Source organism: Burkholderia sp. AU16741 (genome assembly GCF_002223345.1).
Lineage (GTDB): Bacteria > Pseudomonadota > Gammaproteobacteria > Burkholderiales > Burkholderiaceae > Burkholderia > Burkholderia sola.
Map to the genome: position 1 here is coordinate 465,741 of NZ_NKEZ01000005.1, position 15,554 is coordinate 481,294.

General features: G+C 68.5%; 11 protein-coding genes. 3 read left to right on the forward strand and 8 right to left on the reverse strand.

Annotated features, from left to right (window positions below; translation table 11 throughout):
• Nucleotides 1-8 precede the first annotated feature (8 nt).
• The 4 genes from CFB89_RS15380 to CFB89_RS15395 form a co-directional block, all read right to left on the reverse strand.
• Nucleotides 9-734 carry a copper homeostasis protein CutC gene (locus CFB89_RS15380; RefSeq protein ID WP_089468596.1) on the reverse strand — a complete coding sequence of 242 codons (726 nt, stop codon included), beginning with the start codon at nucleotides 732-734 and terminating at the stop codon, nucleotides 9-11.
• 108 nt (nucleotides 735-842) lie between these two features.
• Nucleotides 843-1,247, reverse strand: a complete 405-nt coding sequence (locus CFB89_RS15385; protein WP_089468597.1) for a hypothetical protein — start codon at nucleotides 1,245-1,247, stop codon at nucleotides 843-845.
• Nucleotides 1,244-1,630, reverse strand: a complete 387-nt coding sequence (locus CFB89_RS15390; RefSeq protein WP_089468598.1) for a hypothetical protein — start codon at nucleotides 1,628-1,630, stop codon at nucleotides 1,244-1,246. The genes CFB89_RS15385 and CFB89_RS15390 overlap by 4 nt, the downstream gene beginning before the upstream one ends.
• Before the next feature lie 151 nt (nucleotides 1,631-1,781).
• Complete coding sequence (locus CFB89_RS15395) at nucleotides 1,782-3,068, reverse strand: EAL domain-containing protein (RefSeq protein ID WP_089468599.1); 1,287 nt, start codon at nucleotides 3,066-3,068, stop codon at nucleotides 1,782-1,784.
• 313 nt (nucleotides 3,069-3,381) lie between these two features.
• Here CFB89_RS15395 and CFB89_RS15400 point away from each other — a divergent pair, with 313 nt between their 5' ends.
• Nucleotides 3,382-5,049, forward strand: a complete 1,668-nt coding sequence (locus CFB89_RS15400; protein WP_089468600.1) for a Na+/H+ antiporter — start codon at nucleotides 3,382-3,384, stop codon at nucleotides 5,047-5,049.
• A gap of 96 nt (nucleotides 5,050-5,145) precedes the next feature.
• Here CFB89_RS15400 and CFB89_RS15405 read toward each other — a convergent pair whose 3' ends face one another.
• Complete coding sequence (locus CFB89_RS15405; RefSeq protein ID WP_089468601.1) at nucleotides 5,146-8,718, reverse strand: indolepyruvate ferredoxin oxidoreductase family protein; 3,573 nt, start codon at nucleotides 8,716-8,718, stop codon at nucleotides 5,146-5,148.
• 1,760 nt (nucleotides 8,719-10,478) lie between these two features.
• A complete protein-coding gene (locus tag CFB89_RS15420; RefSeq protein ID WP_089468603.1) occupies nucleotides 10,479-11,036 on the reverse strand; it encodes a DapH/DapD/GlmU-related protein in 558 nt (185 codons plus the stop codon).
• 341 nt (nucleotides 11,037-11,377) lie between these two features.
• On the opposite strand from CFB89_RS15420, the gene CFB89_RS15425 reads away from it, so the two are divergent.
• Nucleotides 11,378-11,992, forward strand: a complete 615-nt coding sequence (locus CFB89_RS15425) for a glutathione S-transferase family protein (RefSeq protein WP_089468604.1) — start codon at nucleotides 11,378-11,380, stop codon at nucleotides 11,990-11,992.
• A 32-nt stretch (nucleotides 11,993-12,024) separates the two neighbouring features.
• On the opposite strand, the gene CFB89_RS15430 is transcribed toward CFB89_RS15425, so the two are convergent.
• Nucleotides 12,025-12,999 carry an ion channel gene (locus tag CFB89_RS15430; protein ID WP_089468605.1) on the reverse strand — a complete coding sequence of 325 codons (975 nt, stop codon included), beginning with the start codon at nucleotides 12,997-12,999 and terminating at the stop codon, nucleotides 12,025-12,027.
• A gap of 160 nt (nucleotides 13,000-13,159) precedes the next feature.
• Nucleotides 13,160-14,179 (reverse strand): sulfate ABC transporter substrate-binding protein, encoded by a 1,020-nt coding sequence (locus CFB89_RS15435; protein WP_089468606.1) that lies wholly within the window; start codon nucleotides 14,177-14,179, stop codon nucleotides 13,160-13,162.
• A 450-nt stretch (nucleotides 14,180-14,629) separates the two neighbouring features.
• Between CFB89_RS15435 and dapA the strand changes: the two genes are divergently transcribed.
• Complete coding sequence (gene dapA, locus CFB89_RS15445) at nucleotides 14,630-15,517, forward strand: 4-hydroxy-tetrahydrodipicolinate synthase (protein ID WP_089468608.1); 888 nt, start codon at nucleotides 14,630-14,632, stop codon at nucleotides 15,515-15,517.
• Nucleotides 15,518-15,554 lie beyond the last annotated feature (37 nt).

A 15,554-nucleotide genomic window follows, 5' to 3' on the forward strand; every position in this document is an offset into this window, starting at 1 on the left:
TGCGTGCGTCACACGTGCGACGCCGCGCCCTCGAGCGCCGCGCGCACGCGCTCGACGCGCTGCGCGTCGACGGGCGCCAGCACCTCGCCGCGCGGCCGCACGCCCGAGCCGAAATGCACCGCGCGCACGCCGGTGGCGCGCACGAAATCGCCGACCGCATCGACCGTGAGCCCCGAGCCGGCCAGCACCGTGCAGGTCGTGCCGGCCGCCTGCCGCACGAGCCGCGTGATCGTCGCGACCGCGTCGAGCACCGACGGATGGCCACCCGACGTCAGCACGGACGTGACGGCCGGCACGCGCAGCAGCGCGTCGAACGCGGCATTGAGATCGCGCGCGACGTCGAACGCGCGGTGGAACGTGAGCGCGCGCCCGTCCGCGGCGGCCGCGATCCGGGCCAGCGCGCCGAGATCGACGTCGCCGTGCGCATCGAGCGCGCCGAACACGACGCCGTTCGCGCCGGCCGCGACGGCCGCGCGCACGTCGCGCTCGATCACGCGCAGATCGTCGGCGTCATAGACGAACGAGCGGCTGTGCGGACGCACGATCACGTTGACGGAAATCGGCACGGCGGCCACGACGGCCTCGATCAGGCCGACGCTCGGCGTCAGCCCGCCTTCGGTGATCGCGGTCACGAGTTCGAGACGGTCGGCGCCCGCGCGGGCGGCGACCTTCGCATCGCCGACGGTCGTGGCGATCACTTCGAGAAGAACGGAAGAAGCGGCATGTCGGTTCATGGGCGGCCCGCGAATCGTCTGGACAATTCGCGCATCCTAGCCGAGCCGCGTGACGGACGCCAGCGGCCGGCGGCCGCGTACTTCACCCGCGTATTTCAGCCCGGTACGTCAGCCGCGCCGCACGAGCCAGACGCCGACGAGCGCGGACAACGCGGTCACGCCGGTGCCGGGCATGAAGCGGAACATCCGCGCGTCGAAGTACGCGCCCTGCTGCTGCATCACGTCGACGATCGCCGGTGTGAGCACGAGCATCCCCCAGCTCACCATCCCGAGCGCGGTGGTCGCGGCCGCGGCGAGCAGCACGATGCCCGCGCCGCGCGCACGCGGCCGGAATGCGCCGGCAAACGCGCCCGCGGCCAGCAGCATGGCGGACACCACGAACAGCACGGCGACGACTATCGCCGTCGCGCCCGCCTGCCCGACTTTCAGGAACGCGGCCGTTTGCGCGGCGATCACGCAGAAGCCGGCGATCGAGAACAGCACGATCGCCAGCGCGTTACGCACGACGCTCATGCAAGGGCCTGCCTGAAATACGCGGTCGCGGGGCGCCGGAACAGCAGGTAGACGAACACCGCGAACAGCAGGACGCCCGGGACCAGCACCATGAGCATCGACGCCGGCATGTTGATCAACGAGAACCCCATGCCGAATACGAACGTCACGATATAGGCCTTGCGCGACCATTCGCGTCCCTTGAGGATCGCGATGCCGATCACGACGTTGGCGGCTTCGACGATCATGCTGATGCCGAACGTGGCCCATACGGGCAGCAGGTAGTGCGACAGCAGCGCCTGGGTGGCCGGCATGCCGATCGAGAACGGCGTGTAGACGCAGGTGATCGCGTTGGTGACGATGATGATCCACGCGAGGATGGTCAGCGAAATCGGTCTTTTCATGGTGTTTTCCTTTTTATATTCGCCGCCATGGTGGCCCCCCGGACGGCGCGCGCGGTCACGACGGCCGCGGTCGCGCCATTGTCGGGGAAGCGCGCGGCGAATGCAACGGCCGCCCCCGCGCCGTCGGTCGCCGCATCCGGACCGTGTGCCGCTACGCCGCTTGCGCGTCCTCGTCGATCCAGTCGATATCGCCGCACAGCACGCGCTGCGTATCGCCGACGCGCACGGCCACCGACAACGTCACGCACGGCTGCGCCTCGTTGATCGACAGGTACGGCCGCGTGACCTGCACGCGCCCCGGTTCGGTGATCGCCGAGCGGAAATACGGCCGGCGCAGCCAGTTCGCGCCCTGCGCGTCCGCCAGCGGCGAAAAGCGCGCCTCGGCGAGCGCGCGGTCGGCGCGCAGCACGACGTTACGGCCCGACTGCCGGCCCCGCGCATCGAGCAGGAAGCAGCGCGCGGCCGCATCGAGCGCGAGGAAGTTCCAGCACACCTCGTCGAGCGGCTCGCCGGCCGCGAGACGCTCGGCCGCCCGTTCGAACGCACGCAGGTACGGTGCGAGCCGCTGCGCGTCGCGCCGCTCGCGCGCTTCGGTCTGCTCGCGAAAGCGCTCGGTCAGCTCGCCGATGCAGCCGGTCGCGGCCGCGCTGTCGGGCAGCCCCGGCGCCGGGCGGCCGAAGTAGTAGCCCTGCACGAAATCGGCCTCGCACGACAGCGCGATCTGCGCTTCGTGCTCGGTCTCGATCCCTTCGACGAGCACCAGCTTGCCGGCCTCGTGCAACAGCGTGACGAGCCCGTGCAGGATCGCGGTGAGCCCCGTGCGGTGCGCCGCGTGCGACAGCATGATCCGGTCGAGCTTCACGATGTCCGGGTTCAGCTGCCAGATCCGTTCGAGGTTCGAATGGCCCGCGCCGAAATCGTCGAGTGCGATCAGGAAGCCGTGCGTGCGGAACTCGCGCACGGCCTCCGCGAGCCGCTCGACGTCTTCCGCGCGCTGTTCCAGCACTTCGAGCACGATGCGCCGCGGCGGCATGCCGAGCCGTTTCAGGTTCGCGAGCAGCGCGGCCGCCTGGAACGGATCGGTGAGCACGCCCGGATGGACGTTGAGAAACAGCCACTCGCGCTCCGCGCCGAACAGCGCGAAGTTCTCCAGATGCAGCGCCTGCGCGAGCCGGTCGAGCTGCAGCAGTTCGTCCCGGCGCGCGGCTTCGCCGAACACGTCGAGCGGCGACACGGGGCGGTCGAGCGCATCGTGTGCGCGCAGCAGCGCCTCGTAGCCCACCGCGCGCTGGTGCGACAGGCTGAATATCGGCTGGAACACGGTCGTGAGCGTCAGGTCGCGGTGCTGCGTCGCCAGCCGTTCGAAGCCCGAGCTCATCTCCCGCTCGAACCGGTACGGCGACGCGGCGGCCGGACGCTCCTGTTGCACGATCGTCATGCCTTCCTCCTGGTGATGCAGTCGAACGCGACGCCCAGCGTCCGGCGAAAAACGACGAACGGGACGGCGCGCCATGTCATTGGTTGGACCCTCGGTTACCCGGCGCAAGCCGGGCGGCTGCTCTCCCTCAAGCAAGCTCCGTGCGAGGTGCCGCCAACCCGTGCGCGGTGCGGCTGTGCGGGGCTGCCGCACCACCGTGGCGCGTGTTCGACGCACCATTCCCGTGCGCACGCACCGGCCACTCGAGCGCACCCGTTACGTCGGCACGCTACACTCCGTACGATCGTTTCATTCCGCGTTATTCGCCGTCTCGATGGAAATCGTTTTCACAGTCCTCATTCTGCTGCTGACCGTCGCGCTGTCCGGCGCCGTCACGCGTCTCCTGCCGTTGCAACTGCCGCTGCCGCTGATGCAGATCGCGTTCGGCGCGATGCTCGCGTGGCCGAAGCTGAACCTGCACGTCACGTTCGACCCCGAGATCTTCATGCTGCTGTTCATTCCGCCGCTGCTGTTCGCGGACGGCTGGCGGATTCCGAAGCGCGAGCTTTACCTGCAGCGCCGCGCGATCCTGATGCTCGCGTTCGGGCTCGTGTTCATGACGGTACTCGCAGTCGGCTACTTCGCGCATTGGCTGATTCCCGAGTTGCCGCTGCCGATCGCGTTCGCGCTCGCGGCCGTGCTGTCGCCGACCGACGCGGTCGCGCTGTCCGGGATCGCCGGCAAGGGTCGCATTCCGCCGCAACTGATGCACATCCTCGAAGGCGAGGCGCTGATGAACGACGCGTCGGGCCTCGTCGCGCTGAAGTTCGCGATCGCGGCCGCGTTGACGGGCGTGTTCTCGCTGCGCGCCGCGTCGGTCACGTTCGTGATCGTCGCGGCCGGCGGGCTCGCGACGGGCGCGATCGTCGCGTGGCTGTTCAGCGCACTGTCGACGCGCTTCCTGAATGCCGAGCAGGAGGGCGACCCGGCCCCCGGCATCGTGATGACGCTGCTGGTGCCGTTCGCGGCCTACCTGTTCGCCGAGCACCTCGACCTGTCGGGCGTGCTCGCGGCCGTCTCGGCCGGGATGATGATGAACTACACGAGCTTCTCCCGCAAAAGCACCGTCGCGTCGCGCGTGCGCGCCGAAAGCACGTGGGCGCTGATCGAGTTCGTGTTCAACGGCATGGTGTTCATCATGCTCGGGCTGCAGTTGCCGCACATCATAGGCCGTGCGCTCGTCGACGCGCACCATACGAGCGACGCGCTGGTCGGCCGGATGATCTTCAACGTGTGCGCGATGATGCTCGCGCTGTATGCGATCCGCTTCCTGTGGGTGTGGCTGCTGCGCTGGTTCGCGAGCCGCCGCGCCGCGCGCCATGGCCTCGCCGGCACGATGGCCGGCGTGCGCACGATCGCGGTGATGACGGTGGGCGGCGTGCGCGGCGCGGTCACGCTCGCCGGCGTGCTGTCGATCCCGGTCGCGCTGTCCAACGGCGCGCCGCTGCCGGGCCGCGACACCGCGGTCTTCATCGCGTCGGCCGTGATCCTCGGCTCGCTGATCGTCGCGGTGATCGGCCTGCCGCTGCTGCTGCGCGGCGTGCGCTCGTCGCGCAACCCGCTCGGCGATGAGGAGCGCATCGCACGCTCGGCCGCCGCGCAGGCCGCGATCCGCGCGATCGATGCGTCGCACGACGCGATCTCGGCCGATCTCGACGAATCGGGCGCGGCGCGCTGCGCGGACATCTCCGCACGCGTGATGGATCAATACCGCCGACGGCTCGCCGCGCTGGCCGACGACGGCCCCACGCCGCGCGCGCAAGCGAAGCAGACCGAAACGATGGAATTGCAGATGCGGATCGCGGCCGTGCGCGCCGAACGCTCGGCGCTGTACCGGCTGCGCGGCGACAGCAAGATTTCCGACGAGACGCTGACGAAGCTGATTCGCGAAATCGACCTGTCGGAAACCGCGCTGTCGACGCGCAAGAAAGGCATTGTTTGACGGGCCGGCGGCGGCCTGCGCGCCGCCACCGAGGACCATAAAAAACGGCGACGCCCACACAGAGCATCGCCGTTTTCACATCCGCCCGCCGCGACGTTACTTCGCGACGACGACCGGAATCCCCTTCAGCATCCCCGCGCCCTTCAGCTCGTCGAGCGCATGCTGGACGGCCGCGCTCGTCGCCGCGTCGATGCCGAGCTGCAACGCGAGCTCGCGTTCCGCGCGCTTCACGCCGGCCAGGTTGCGCACCTTCACGTGACCGAAGCCGCGCACGCGCGCGTGCAGGTCGGCCAACTGCGCGACCTGCGCCGCGTTGCCGGCGGTCATCGCGGCGAGCGCGCGCGTGAGCGTGGTCTCGTAGTCGTCGGCCAGCGCGCGCTCCATCTTGCGCTCGACCGTGCGGCCGAACGGATCGAGCCACGTGCCGCGCAGGCTGTGCACGCGCGCCAGCACGCCGAACACCGGCCACATCCACTGGCCGAACACGCGTTTCTTCGGCGTGCTGCCGTCGCTGCCGGCCTTCGCGAGCGTCGGCGGCGCCAGGTTGAACTTCACGCGGTACGTCTGTCCCGGCACGCCTTCGAACTGCGCTTCGAGCGCCGTGCGGAAGGCGTCGTCCGTGTACAGCCGCGCGACTTCGTATTCGTCCTTCACCGCGAGCAGCCGATAGAACGTCGTCGCGACCGCGCGCGTCAGCGCGTCGTCGCCCTTCGCCTGCGCCGCGCTTACCAGCGCACGGTAACGCTCGACGTAGCGCGCGCCGCCGTACGCGTCGAGACGCGCCTCGCGATCGGCGATCAGCTCGGCGAGCGTCTGCGGCGCGGCATGCGCGGCCACCGCGTGCCGTGCGTTCCACAACGCGTCGAGGCCCGCCGCGTCGCCGGCCGCCATCCGGCCGATCGAGAACGCGAGCTTGTTCATCGGCACCGCGACGTTGTTCAGCTCGATCGCGCGCATCATCGCGGCGAGCGACACCGGCACGAGGCCGAGCTGCCACGCGTAGCCGAGCATCAGGATGTTCGCGCCGATCGAATCGCCGAGGAACTTCGCGGCGAGCGCCTGCGCGTCGCAGCTCGACAGGTAGCCGTCGCCGGCCGCGTGGCGCATTTTCTCGAGCAGCGCGTCCGCATGCAGGTTCGCGTCGGGGTTCTGCACGAACGACGCGTTCGGGATCCGGTGCGTGTTGACGACGATCCGCGAACGCGCGTGACGCACCGTCTGCAGCGCCTCGGCGCTCGCGCCGACGACCATGTCGCACGCGAGCAGCACGTCCGCCTGCTGCGTGTCGATGCGCACCTGGTTCAGCCAGCGGTCGCTCGACGCGATCCGCACGAACGACAGCACCGAGCCACCCTTCTGCGCGAAGCCCATGAAGTCGAGCACCGACGCGCTCTTGCCTTCGAGGTGCGCGGCCATGCTGATCAGCGCGCCGACCGTCACGACGCCGGTGCCGCCGACGCCCGTCACGAGCATGTCGAACGGCGCCGCGTCGAGGTGCGTCGCCGGCACCGGCAGCGCGTCGACACGCGCGGCCAGCGCCGCTTCGTCGAATGCGGCGCCGGCGGCCTTCTTCAGCGCCGCGCCTTCGACCGTCACGAAGCTCGGGCAGAAGCCGTTCACGCACGAATAGTCCTTGTTGCACGACGACTGGTCGATGCGGCGCTTGCGGCCGAGCGGCGTCTCGAGCGGCTCGACCGACAGGCAGTTCGACTGCACGCCGCAGTCGCCGCAGCCTTCGCACACCGCGTCGTTGATGAACAGGCGCTTGTCCGGGTCGGGGAATTCGCCCTTCTTGCGGCGGCGGCGCTTCTCGGCCGCGCAGGTCTGGTCGTAGATCAGCACCGTGACGCCCGGCGTTTCGCGCAATTCGCGCTGCACCGCGTCGAGTTCGCCGCGGTGATGGAACGTCGTGCCGGCGGGGAACTGCCCGTGATGGCCGTCGTACTTCTCCGGTTCGTCCGACACGACGACGAAGCGCGACACGCCTTCCGCCTCGACCTGCCGCGCGATCTGCGGCACCGAGATGCTGCCGTCGACCGGCTGGCCGCCCGTCATCGCGACCGCGTCGTTGTAGAGGATCTTGTACGTGATGTTCGCTTTCGCGGCGACCGCCTGGCGGATCGCGAGGATGCCCGAGTGGAAATAGGTGCCGTCGCCGAGGTTCTGGAACACGTGCTTCGTGTGGGTGAACATCGCGTGCGCGGCCCAGTCGACGCCTTCGCCGCCCATCTGGATCAGCCCCGTCGTGTCGCGCTCCATCCACGACGCCATGAAGTGGCAGCCGATGCCGGCCTGCGCGATCGAGCCTTCCGGCACCTTCGTCGACGTGTTGTGCGGGCAGCCCGAGCAGAAGTACGGCGTGCGCTTCACCGCGTCCGCCTCGTTCGACAGGATCTGCGGCGCGACGAGATCGACGACGCGCTCGCGTCGGTCGAGCGCCGGCTTGTGCCGTGCGAGCCATTCCGCGAACACCGGCAGGATGCGCGACGGGCGCAGTTCGCCGAGTTCGGACAGCAGGCATGCGCCGGCCGCGTCGTGCTTGCCGAGCACGCGCGGGCGCGCGCCGTCCGCACGGTTGTACAGGTAGTCCTTGATCTGCTGCTCGATGACGGGGCCCTTCTCCTCGATCACCAGCACTTCGGCGAGCCCGTCGACGAAGCTTTCGACGCGGGTCATTTCGAGCGGATACGACAGGCCGACCTTGTAGATCCGCACGCCGGCCGCGTCGAGATCGGCGACCGTCAGGTCGAGGCGGCGCAGCGCTTCCATCAGGTCGAGGTGCGCCTTGCCGCAGGTGACGATGCCGACGTTCGCGTGCGTGCTCGGCGCGATCCACTTGTCGATACTGTTGGCACGTGCGAAATGGCGGACCGCATCGAGCTTCGCCGCGAGGCGCGCCTCGATCGTGAGGCTCGGCAGGTCGGGCCAGCGGTTGTGCAGGCCGCCCGCCGGCGGCGTGAAGCCGGCCGGCGCCGGCCAGCGCGTCTGCAACGCATCGAGGTCGACGGTGGAGCCCGATTCGACCGTTTCCGAGATCGCCTTGAAGCCGACCCAGGCGCCCGAGTAGCGCGACAGCGCCCAGCCGTACAGGCCGAATTCGAGCATGTCGGCGATGTTCGACGGGTTCACGACCGGCATGTGCCACGCCATCATCGCGAAGTCGCTCTGGTGCGGCATCGACGACGACACGCAGCCGTGATCGTCACCCGCGACGACCAGCACGCCGCCGTGCGGCGACGAGCCGTACGCGTTGCCGTGCTTCAGCGCGTCGCCTGCGCGATCGACGCCCGGGCCCTTGCCGTACCACATCGCATACACGCCCTCGACCGTGCGCTCGGGGTCGGCCTCGACCCGCTGCGTGCCGAGCACGGCCGTGCCGCCGAGTTCCTCGTTGATCGCGGGCAGGAAGCGCACGCCGCTCGTGTCGAGCAGTTTCTTCGCCTTCCACAACTGCTGGTCGACCATGCCGAGCGGCGAGCCGCGGTAGCCGCTGACGAAGCCGGCCGTGTTGAGCCCCTGTTCGGTATCGACCGCGCGCTGCATCAGCAGCAGGCGGATCAGTGCCTGCGTGCCGGTCAGGAAGATCCGGCCGCGCGTCGCGGTCAGGTTGTCGGTCAGGCGGTAGTCGGACAGGGCAGGCGGGCCGTCGACGGGCAGGCGGGCGGTCATGTGGGGAAGTCTCCGGATTGTGCTGTTCTGAGCGTGCGCGGCGGGCGTCGGATGACGCGCGGGGGCCGGCAGCGAATGACTCTATTTTTTCGCGCGCTGCCGAGAATGTTTTTCCTCATCTTGCGCGGAGCGGCCCGTGGCGAGAAAAACTGCGCAGCTTTTTGGAGGAATTTGAGATAGTTTTGGCGCGGGGCGCTGGAGGGTTGATGGGGGTGCGTTCCGGCGTTCCGGCGGTCGGGCGTTCCAGCGGTCGGGCGTTCCGGCGGTCGGGCGGTCGGGCGGAAAAGGCGGCGCGGGCGGGCGCGCGGCTGGGTCGAAGAATGGCGCTTGAGCCCCGTGCGACAAGGGTTTCGGCGGCATCGGGCCGTCACCCTCACCATTGAAATGCACAGCGTTCCGATTGGTTGGTGGCGACGGATGTCCACAATGTCGCCCCCTTCGGCTGATCGGGCTCGCGCGCTCACCGTTCGATTGCACAGCGTTTCGAGTGGCGTCGGGAGCGGGATGTCCACATCCGGAATCGGGCTCCAGAGCGCTCGGCCGGCGACGCTCACCGTTGAAATTCACAGCGCGGCGAGTGGGTCGCGGCGGTGGATATCCACATCGGAAATCCCGGGTTTCGTCGGTCCTCTTCTTACGCTCACCACGCGAATACACAGGGGCGAGGATGGTTTTGCCGACCGAATATCCTCGTCTGAACACGCAGGCCGTGTGGTTGCCGACTCGCACTCACCTCTGAAATACACAGGGGTTCGACTGGCTGCCGTGGCAGTTGTCCACGTCCGGAGTTTGCGTTGCCTCCCGGCCATCCGCTCACCCTCACCGTTGAAAACCACAGCGCTTCGAGTGATCGATCAGGCCAGATATCCACATGGACGAGCGTTCTCCGATCAATCACCGACGCGCGTTTCGAAGGACGCCGACGACTGGCAATCCATACTGGAAGCGGCTCATCACCCGATCAGGCGCCGATGCTCACCGTCGAAATACACAGTGCCGCGAGTCGTTTCCACGGACGGATATCCACACGGGAACGCGCGTAGCCGTTGCTCGCAACCTTGCCCTGAGCCTGACAGGAATACCGCTTCGCGCGGCATCGGCGAGCGCACGGCCGCATCCCGACGGGTTGCGCGCCGATTGCCGACTCACGCTCACCATCGAATTGCACAGCGCGCCGAGTCGCTGGAAAAGGCGGAGATACGACGTCGAAATCCGCATGTCGCGAACCACGCGCCTGCACTCACCGTTAGAATGCACAGCCCTTCGATTGGGGGCCGGAGCCGGATATCGACGTCGCGGGGCTCGCATCGGATCGTCACGCACTCGCGCCATTCGGCTAGAATGCGCGTCGCCCCGAACCGCGGCAACGGCCGGAAACCCGCGCCGGTGCGGGCGCACCGCCCGCTCGGGCATGACACTCACCGTTGGATTTCACAGCATTTCGCTTCGTCTTGCCGCGAGTTGTCCACACCTCGCTTCATGTCTCGCGCAGTTTCCGGTCATCCTCACCTGTGAAAACCACAGGGCGCCGAGTCGTTTCGAGGCCCGGATATCCACAACCGGGCGCCCGACCGGATCTTCATCCGCCGATCGACGGACGACTCGGCGCGAGACAACCTGAAAGCCGCAAAGGCTTGTCCCGACGGCCTCGGCGGCACACTCACCGTTCAAATGCACAGCGTTTCGACTGGCTCCGAGGGCGAGTTGTCCACATCCCTCCGCCAATGTTTCATCGCGCCGGCACGCGCGCCGAGACGACTTTATTCCGCAATCGATCGAATGATCTTCGCCGGATTGCCGCCGACCAGCGTATTCGGCGGAACGTCCCGGGTGACGACGGCCGCGGCCGCGACGACCGCGTTCTCGCCGATCGTCACGCCGCCGATGATCGTCGCGCCCGCGCCGATCCATACGTTGCGGCCGATCACGATCGGCTTCACGACCACGCAGTCGCGCCGCCGCGAAGGCTCGACCGGATGACCGGACGTGATCAGGCTGACGTTCGGGCCAATCATCACGTCGTCGCCGATCTCGAGCCCGCCCAGGTCGTAGAACGTGCAGTTCTGGTTGACGAACACGTTGCGGCCGACCTTCATGCCGGTGCCGCCCGTCGCGTAGAACGGCGGGATCAACGTGAAACCGTCGTCCACCTGCGTGCCGATCAGTTCACCGAACAATGCGCGTACGTCCGCCGCGTCGTCGAACGTCAGGCGGTTGAGCCGCGCGGTGATCGCCATCGCCCGTTTGACCTCAGCCACCATGGCCGCCGATTCGGGCGTTCTGCGCGGAATGATCGTGATGCGATCGTCGTTGGCCATGCGTGACGGGGCTCCGGTGAAGTGCGGCGTTGCGAGTTGCGTCGGCGATCGCGGGCGCCGATCGCGTTCCTCTGTGCGGGGACGGCGGAATGGGGCGGCCACATTGTAGTCATGCCGATTTCCGCCGCGGCGTCGGCGAATTTTAATAACTAGTTTGCACATAACTAGTTAGCCTCTGAACTTCCATTAGGCCAGGCTTTGCGGGGTATTTCGCCCGATTCACCGCATGCAATCGAACGGGACGCCCCACGCCGCAGGCCCCGCTCGCCCGGCGCCCTGTCCCAACCGCCTGCGCTCGGGTACGCTTGAGCATCGACCGCTGCACCCAATCCGGAGGCGCGATGAAGCTCTACTACTGGCCGAAGACCCGGGCATTCCGGGCGCTGTGGATGCTCGAGGAAATCGGCGTGGTGTACGAACTCGTGCCGATCGACCTGCGCTCGCACGAACAGGGCAGCGATGCGTTCGTGCAGGTCAACCCGATGGCCAAGCTGCCCGCGCTCGACGACGGCAGCGCGCCGTTCGCCGAATCGGGCGCGGTGCTGCTCTATCTCGCCGACCGCTGTCCGGCTGCCGGGCTCGGCGTCGTGCCCGACGATCCGCTGCGCGGCCGTTTCCTCCAGTGGATGTTCTTCACGCCGACCTGCCTCGAACCGGCGATGGCCGAGAAATTCACCGGCGCGTCGGGCAACCCCGTCGCGTTCGGCTGGGGCAACATCGCGCGCGTTCAGCGCGCCCTCGCGCAAGCGCTCGCCCCTAGCCGCTGGCTCGTCGGCGAGCGCTTCACCGCCGCCGACCTGCTGCTCGCAAGCACGCTGAAAATCGCGTTCGACGCGCATCTGCTGCCGCACGACGGCGTGCTCGGCGACTACGTCGCGCGCGCCGAGGACCGCGACGCGTTCCGCCGCGCGGTCGCGATCGAACAGCGCGAAGCGGCGCGCCTGCCGCACGCGTGACGCGCAACGAGGCCGCGCCCCGCCGCCCGCGATCACGCCTGTCCGGCCGGCCCCGACGACGCCGCGTCCGCGTCGATCACCACGCCCGGCGAACCGCGTTCGTCGGTGTCGTCGTCGGCATCGATCGGCACGATTTCATGAAAATGCGTGTAATCGATGTGCGTGATGCCGTCCTCGTCGTGCATCAGGTCGACATAGCGGTGGCGCCAGCGGATCTCGCCATGCGCCCACGCGTGGCGCGCCTGCATGACCTGCGCGGTCGTCTCGTCCGAGCCCTCGATCGTGATCAGCAATTGCGCGTCGCGCGCGGCGAGCGATTCCGGCGTCTCGCCGAACAGCGCGCTCGACTCGTCGATCACGTGCATCAGGTTCCAGCCGAGCAGGAAGATCGGATGCTCGTTGCGCACGAGCGGCAGGTCGTGAATCTTGCGCAGCGCATAGCCCTCGTGCGTGCCTTCGACGCGCATCAGCCGCAGTTTCGCCTGCGCTTCGGCAATCACGTTCTGGCGGGCATTCGCGGCGCGCACCATCAGCGTCATCCGGCCGTTCAGCGGCCGCACGATCGCGTAGCGCGCGAACAGGATCTTCGCCTGCGGCCGCGAAAACCGCGCGAACACGAGCCCCGTGGCCAGCGCGATGCTCGACATCCCGACGAAAATCTCGAACGTCGCGACGAGATGCGCATAGACCGTCTGCGGATGCATGTCGCCGTAGCCGACGGTCGCGAGCGTCTCGACGCTGAAGAAGAATGCGCCGCCGAAGCCGGCCGGCGCCTGGTTCGCGATCGGCGCGTCACCGAGCAGATAGAGCAGCGCGAAGCCGCTGTTGAGCAGCAGGAACAGCACCGCGAGCGACAGGAAGAACACGGGCCAGCTCACCGTCAGCGCGCGGTGATAGAAGTCGCGCCAGCCGAGCGGCGGCATCCCGTATGCGATCACCGGGCGGGTGCCCGACCAGATCTTGCGGCCACGGCCGCGGGAAGCTGGGGAAGACGAATCGACGTTCATCGCGGGGCGCCGGTTGCAGGAAGGCGATGAGCGTAGCACGCGCGGCGGCGGCCGGGAACGCGGGCCGGTCGGGAACGGCAATGCGCCGCGCAGCCGAAAAAAAGCCGGCCGCACGAGCGGCCGGCTACGTCGTCATGCGCGCGCGTGGCGCGCGCCGCGGTCACTTCCGGTCGACGATCACCTGGTCGAACGTGCCGCCGTCGGCGAAATGGGTCTTCTGCGCGTTCGCCCAGCTGCCGAAGACCTGCTCGACGCTGAACGTCTTCAGCGCCTTGAACTCCGCCGCATGCTTCTTCAGCACGGCCGCATCGCGCGGGCGCAGATGGTGCTGCGCGATGATCTCCTGCGCTTCCGGCGTATACAGGTAGTCGAGATACGCCTGCGCGACCTTGCGCGTGCCCTTCTTGTCGACCACCTTGTCGACGACCGCGACGGGCGGCTCCGCGAGGATGCTCGCCGACGGATACACGGCGTCGAACTGCGCGCCCGATGCGCCCGTATCCATCAGCGCGACCTCGTTCTCGAACGTGACGAGCACGTCGCCGATGCCGCGCTGCGTGAACGTCGTCGTCGCGCCGCGGCCGCCCGAATCGAGCACCGGCACGTTGCGGAAGATCGCCTTCTCGAAGTCGAGCGCCTGCTGGTCGGTCGCGCCCTTCTGCTTCTGGAAGCCCCACGCGGCGAGATACGCATAGCGGCCGTTGCCCGACGTCTTCGGGTTCGCGATGATCACCTGCACGCCCGGCTTCGCGAGATCGGTCCAGTCCTTGATCGCCTTCGGGTTGCCCTTGCGCACGAGGAACACCATCGTCGTCGAGTACGGCGAGCTGTTGTCCGGGAAGCGCGCGCGCCAGTCCTTCGGCAGCAGCTGGCCGCGCTCGGCGAGCAGGTCGATGTCGTTCGGCTGGTTCATCGTCACGACGTCGGCCTGCAGACCCTGCAGCACCGACAGCGCCTGCGCGCTCGACGCGCCGTGCGACTGCTTGATCGTGACCGTCTCGCCGGTCTTCTGCTTGTAGGCCGCGGCAAAGCGCGTGTTGATGTCCTTGTACAGCTCGCGCGTCACGTCGTACGACACGTTCAGGATCGACGTGTCCGCGTGCGCGGCCGTCGCCGCCACGACCAGCGCCGCCGCCGCGCCCGTGTGCAGCCAGCGGCCGATCCCCTTGATGCTTGCCATCGTGATATGCCCCGTTTCCAGTGGTGGTGAATGTGCGTGACCGCCCGCATACGCGCTGTCGTCGAAACGTAAGCGGGCATTCTAGCGGCCAGCCGCGGCCCGCCTTCCAATCAGTCGTGGAAAGCAAATCTCGAATTCTGCTAAACGACGCCGGGGCTCGCGCACGCCGCCGCGCCGGTGTTAAGATCGCCGCTCAGCCCATTCACGGTTCATCCATGTTCGCTACCCTGCGCTCGCCCTCGATCCTCGCCGCCGTCGCGGCAGGGGCGCGCGCGGCCGGGCTGAAACTGAAAAAACGACTCCTCGACTGACGGGGACGTCGCGTCCCGTCAGGCGAATGCCGGACGGGATGCCCGCAGGTCGTTTCTTTCTCCTTGCACGCACGCCTCGCTCCGGCACTTCGCCGGCGGAACGGTTCCTTCCCACTCCGTTTCCACCATGAGGCTTTGCATGAACACACGTTTCGAAGGTATCTGGCTGCCGATCATCACGCCGTTCCACCACGGCGAGGTCGACCACGCGGCGCTCGCGCGGCTCGCGCGCCACTATGCGGCCGCGGGCATCGCGGGTTTCGTCGCGGGCGCGACGACCGGCGAAGGCGTGCTGCTCGACGCGCGCGAACAGGACGCGGTGTTCGCGACGCTGCGCGACGCCGTGCCCGCGCTGCCGATCGTCGTGGGGCTGACCGCGAGCGCGACGCACTTCGCGGCCGCCCGCGCACGCGAACTCGCGGCGCTGCGCCCCGACGGGCTGCTCGTCACGCCGCCCGTCTACGTGCGGCCGACGCAGGACGGCATCCGCCGCCATGTCGAAGCGATCGTCGACGCGGCCGACCTGCCGGTGCTCGTCTACAACATCCCGTACCGCACCGGCGTGAACGTCGAACTGGACACGCTGCAGGCGCTCGCCCGCGACTCGCGCGTTGCCGGCATCAAGGAATGCGGCGGCACGCTCGACCGGATGAGCCGGCTGGTGCACGACACGCCGCTCGCGATCCTGTCCGGCGACGACAACCAGAACTTCGCGGCGATGTGCGCGGGCGCGCACGGCGCGATCGCGAGCAGCGCGCACGTGCTGCCCGAATGGCACGTGCGGATTCACGCGTGGCTGCGCGACGGGCGGCTCGCCGACGCGCGGCGCCTGTCGGTCGCGCTGCAGCCGCTCGTCGCGGCGCTGTTCGCGGAACCGAATCCCGCGCCGGTGAAGGCCGTGCTCGCCGCGCAAGGATGGTGCGAGGACGGGTTGCGGCTGCCGTTCGTACCGGCGAGCGACGGGTTGCGGGCGCGGTTGGACAAGCTCTGTGCGGAGCTCGAAGCGTCCGCGTCGTTGCTCCAATAGGCCGAACGTCCAGCCGCTCGATCACTGGCTTGCCGCC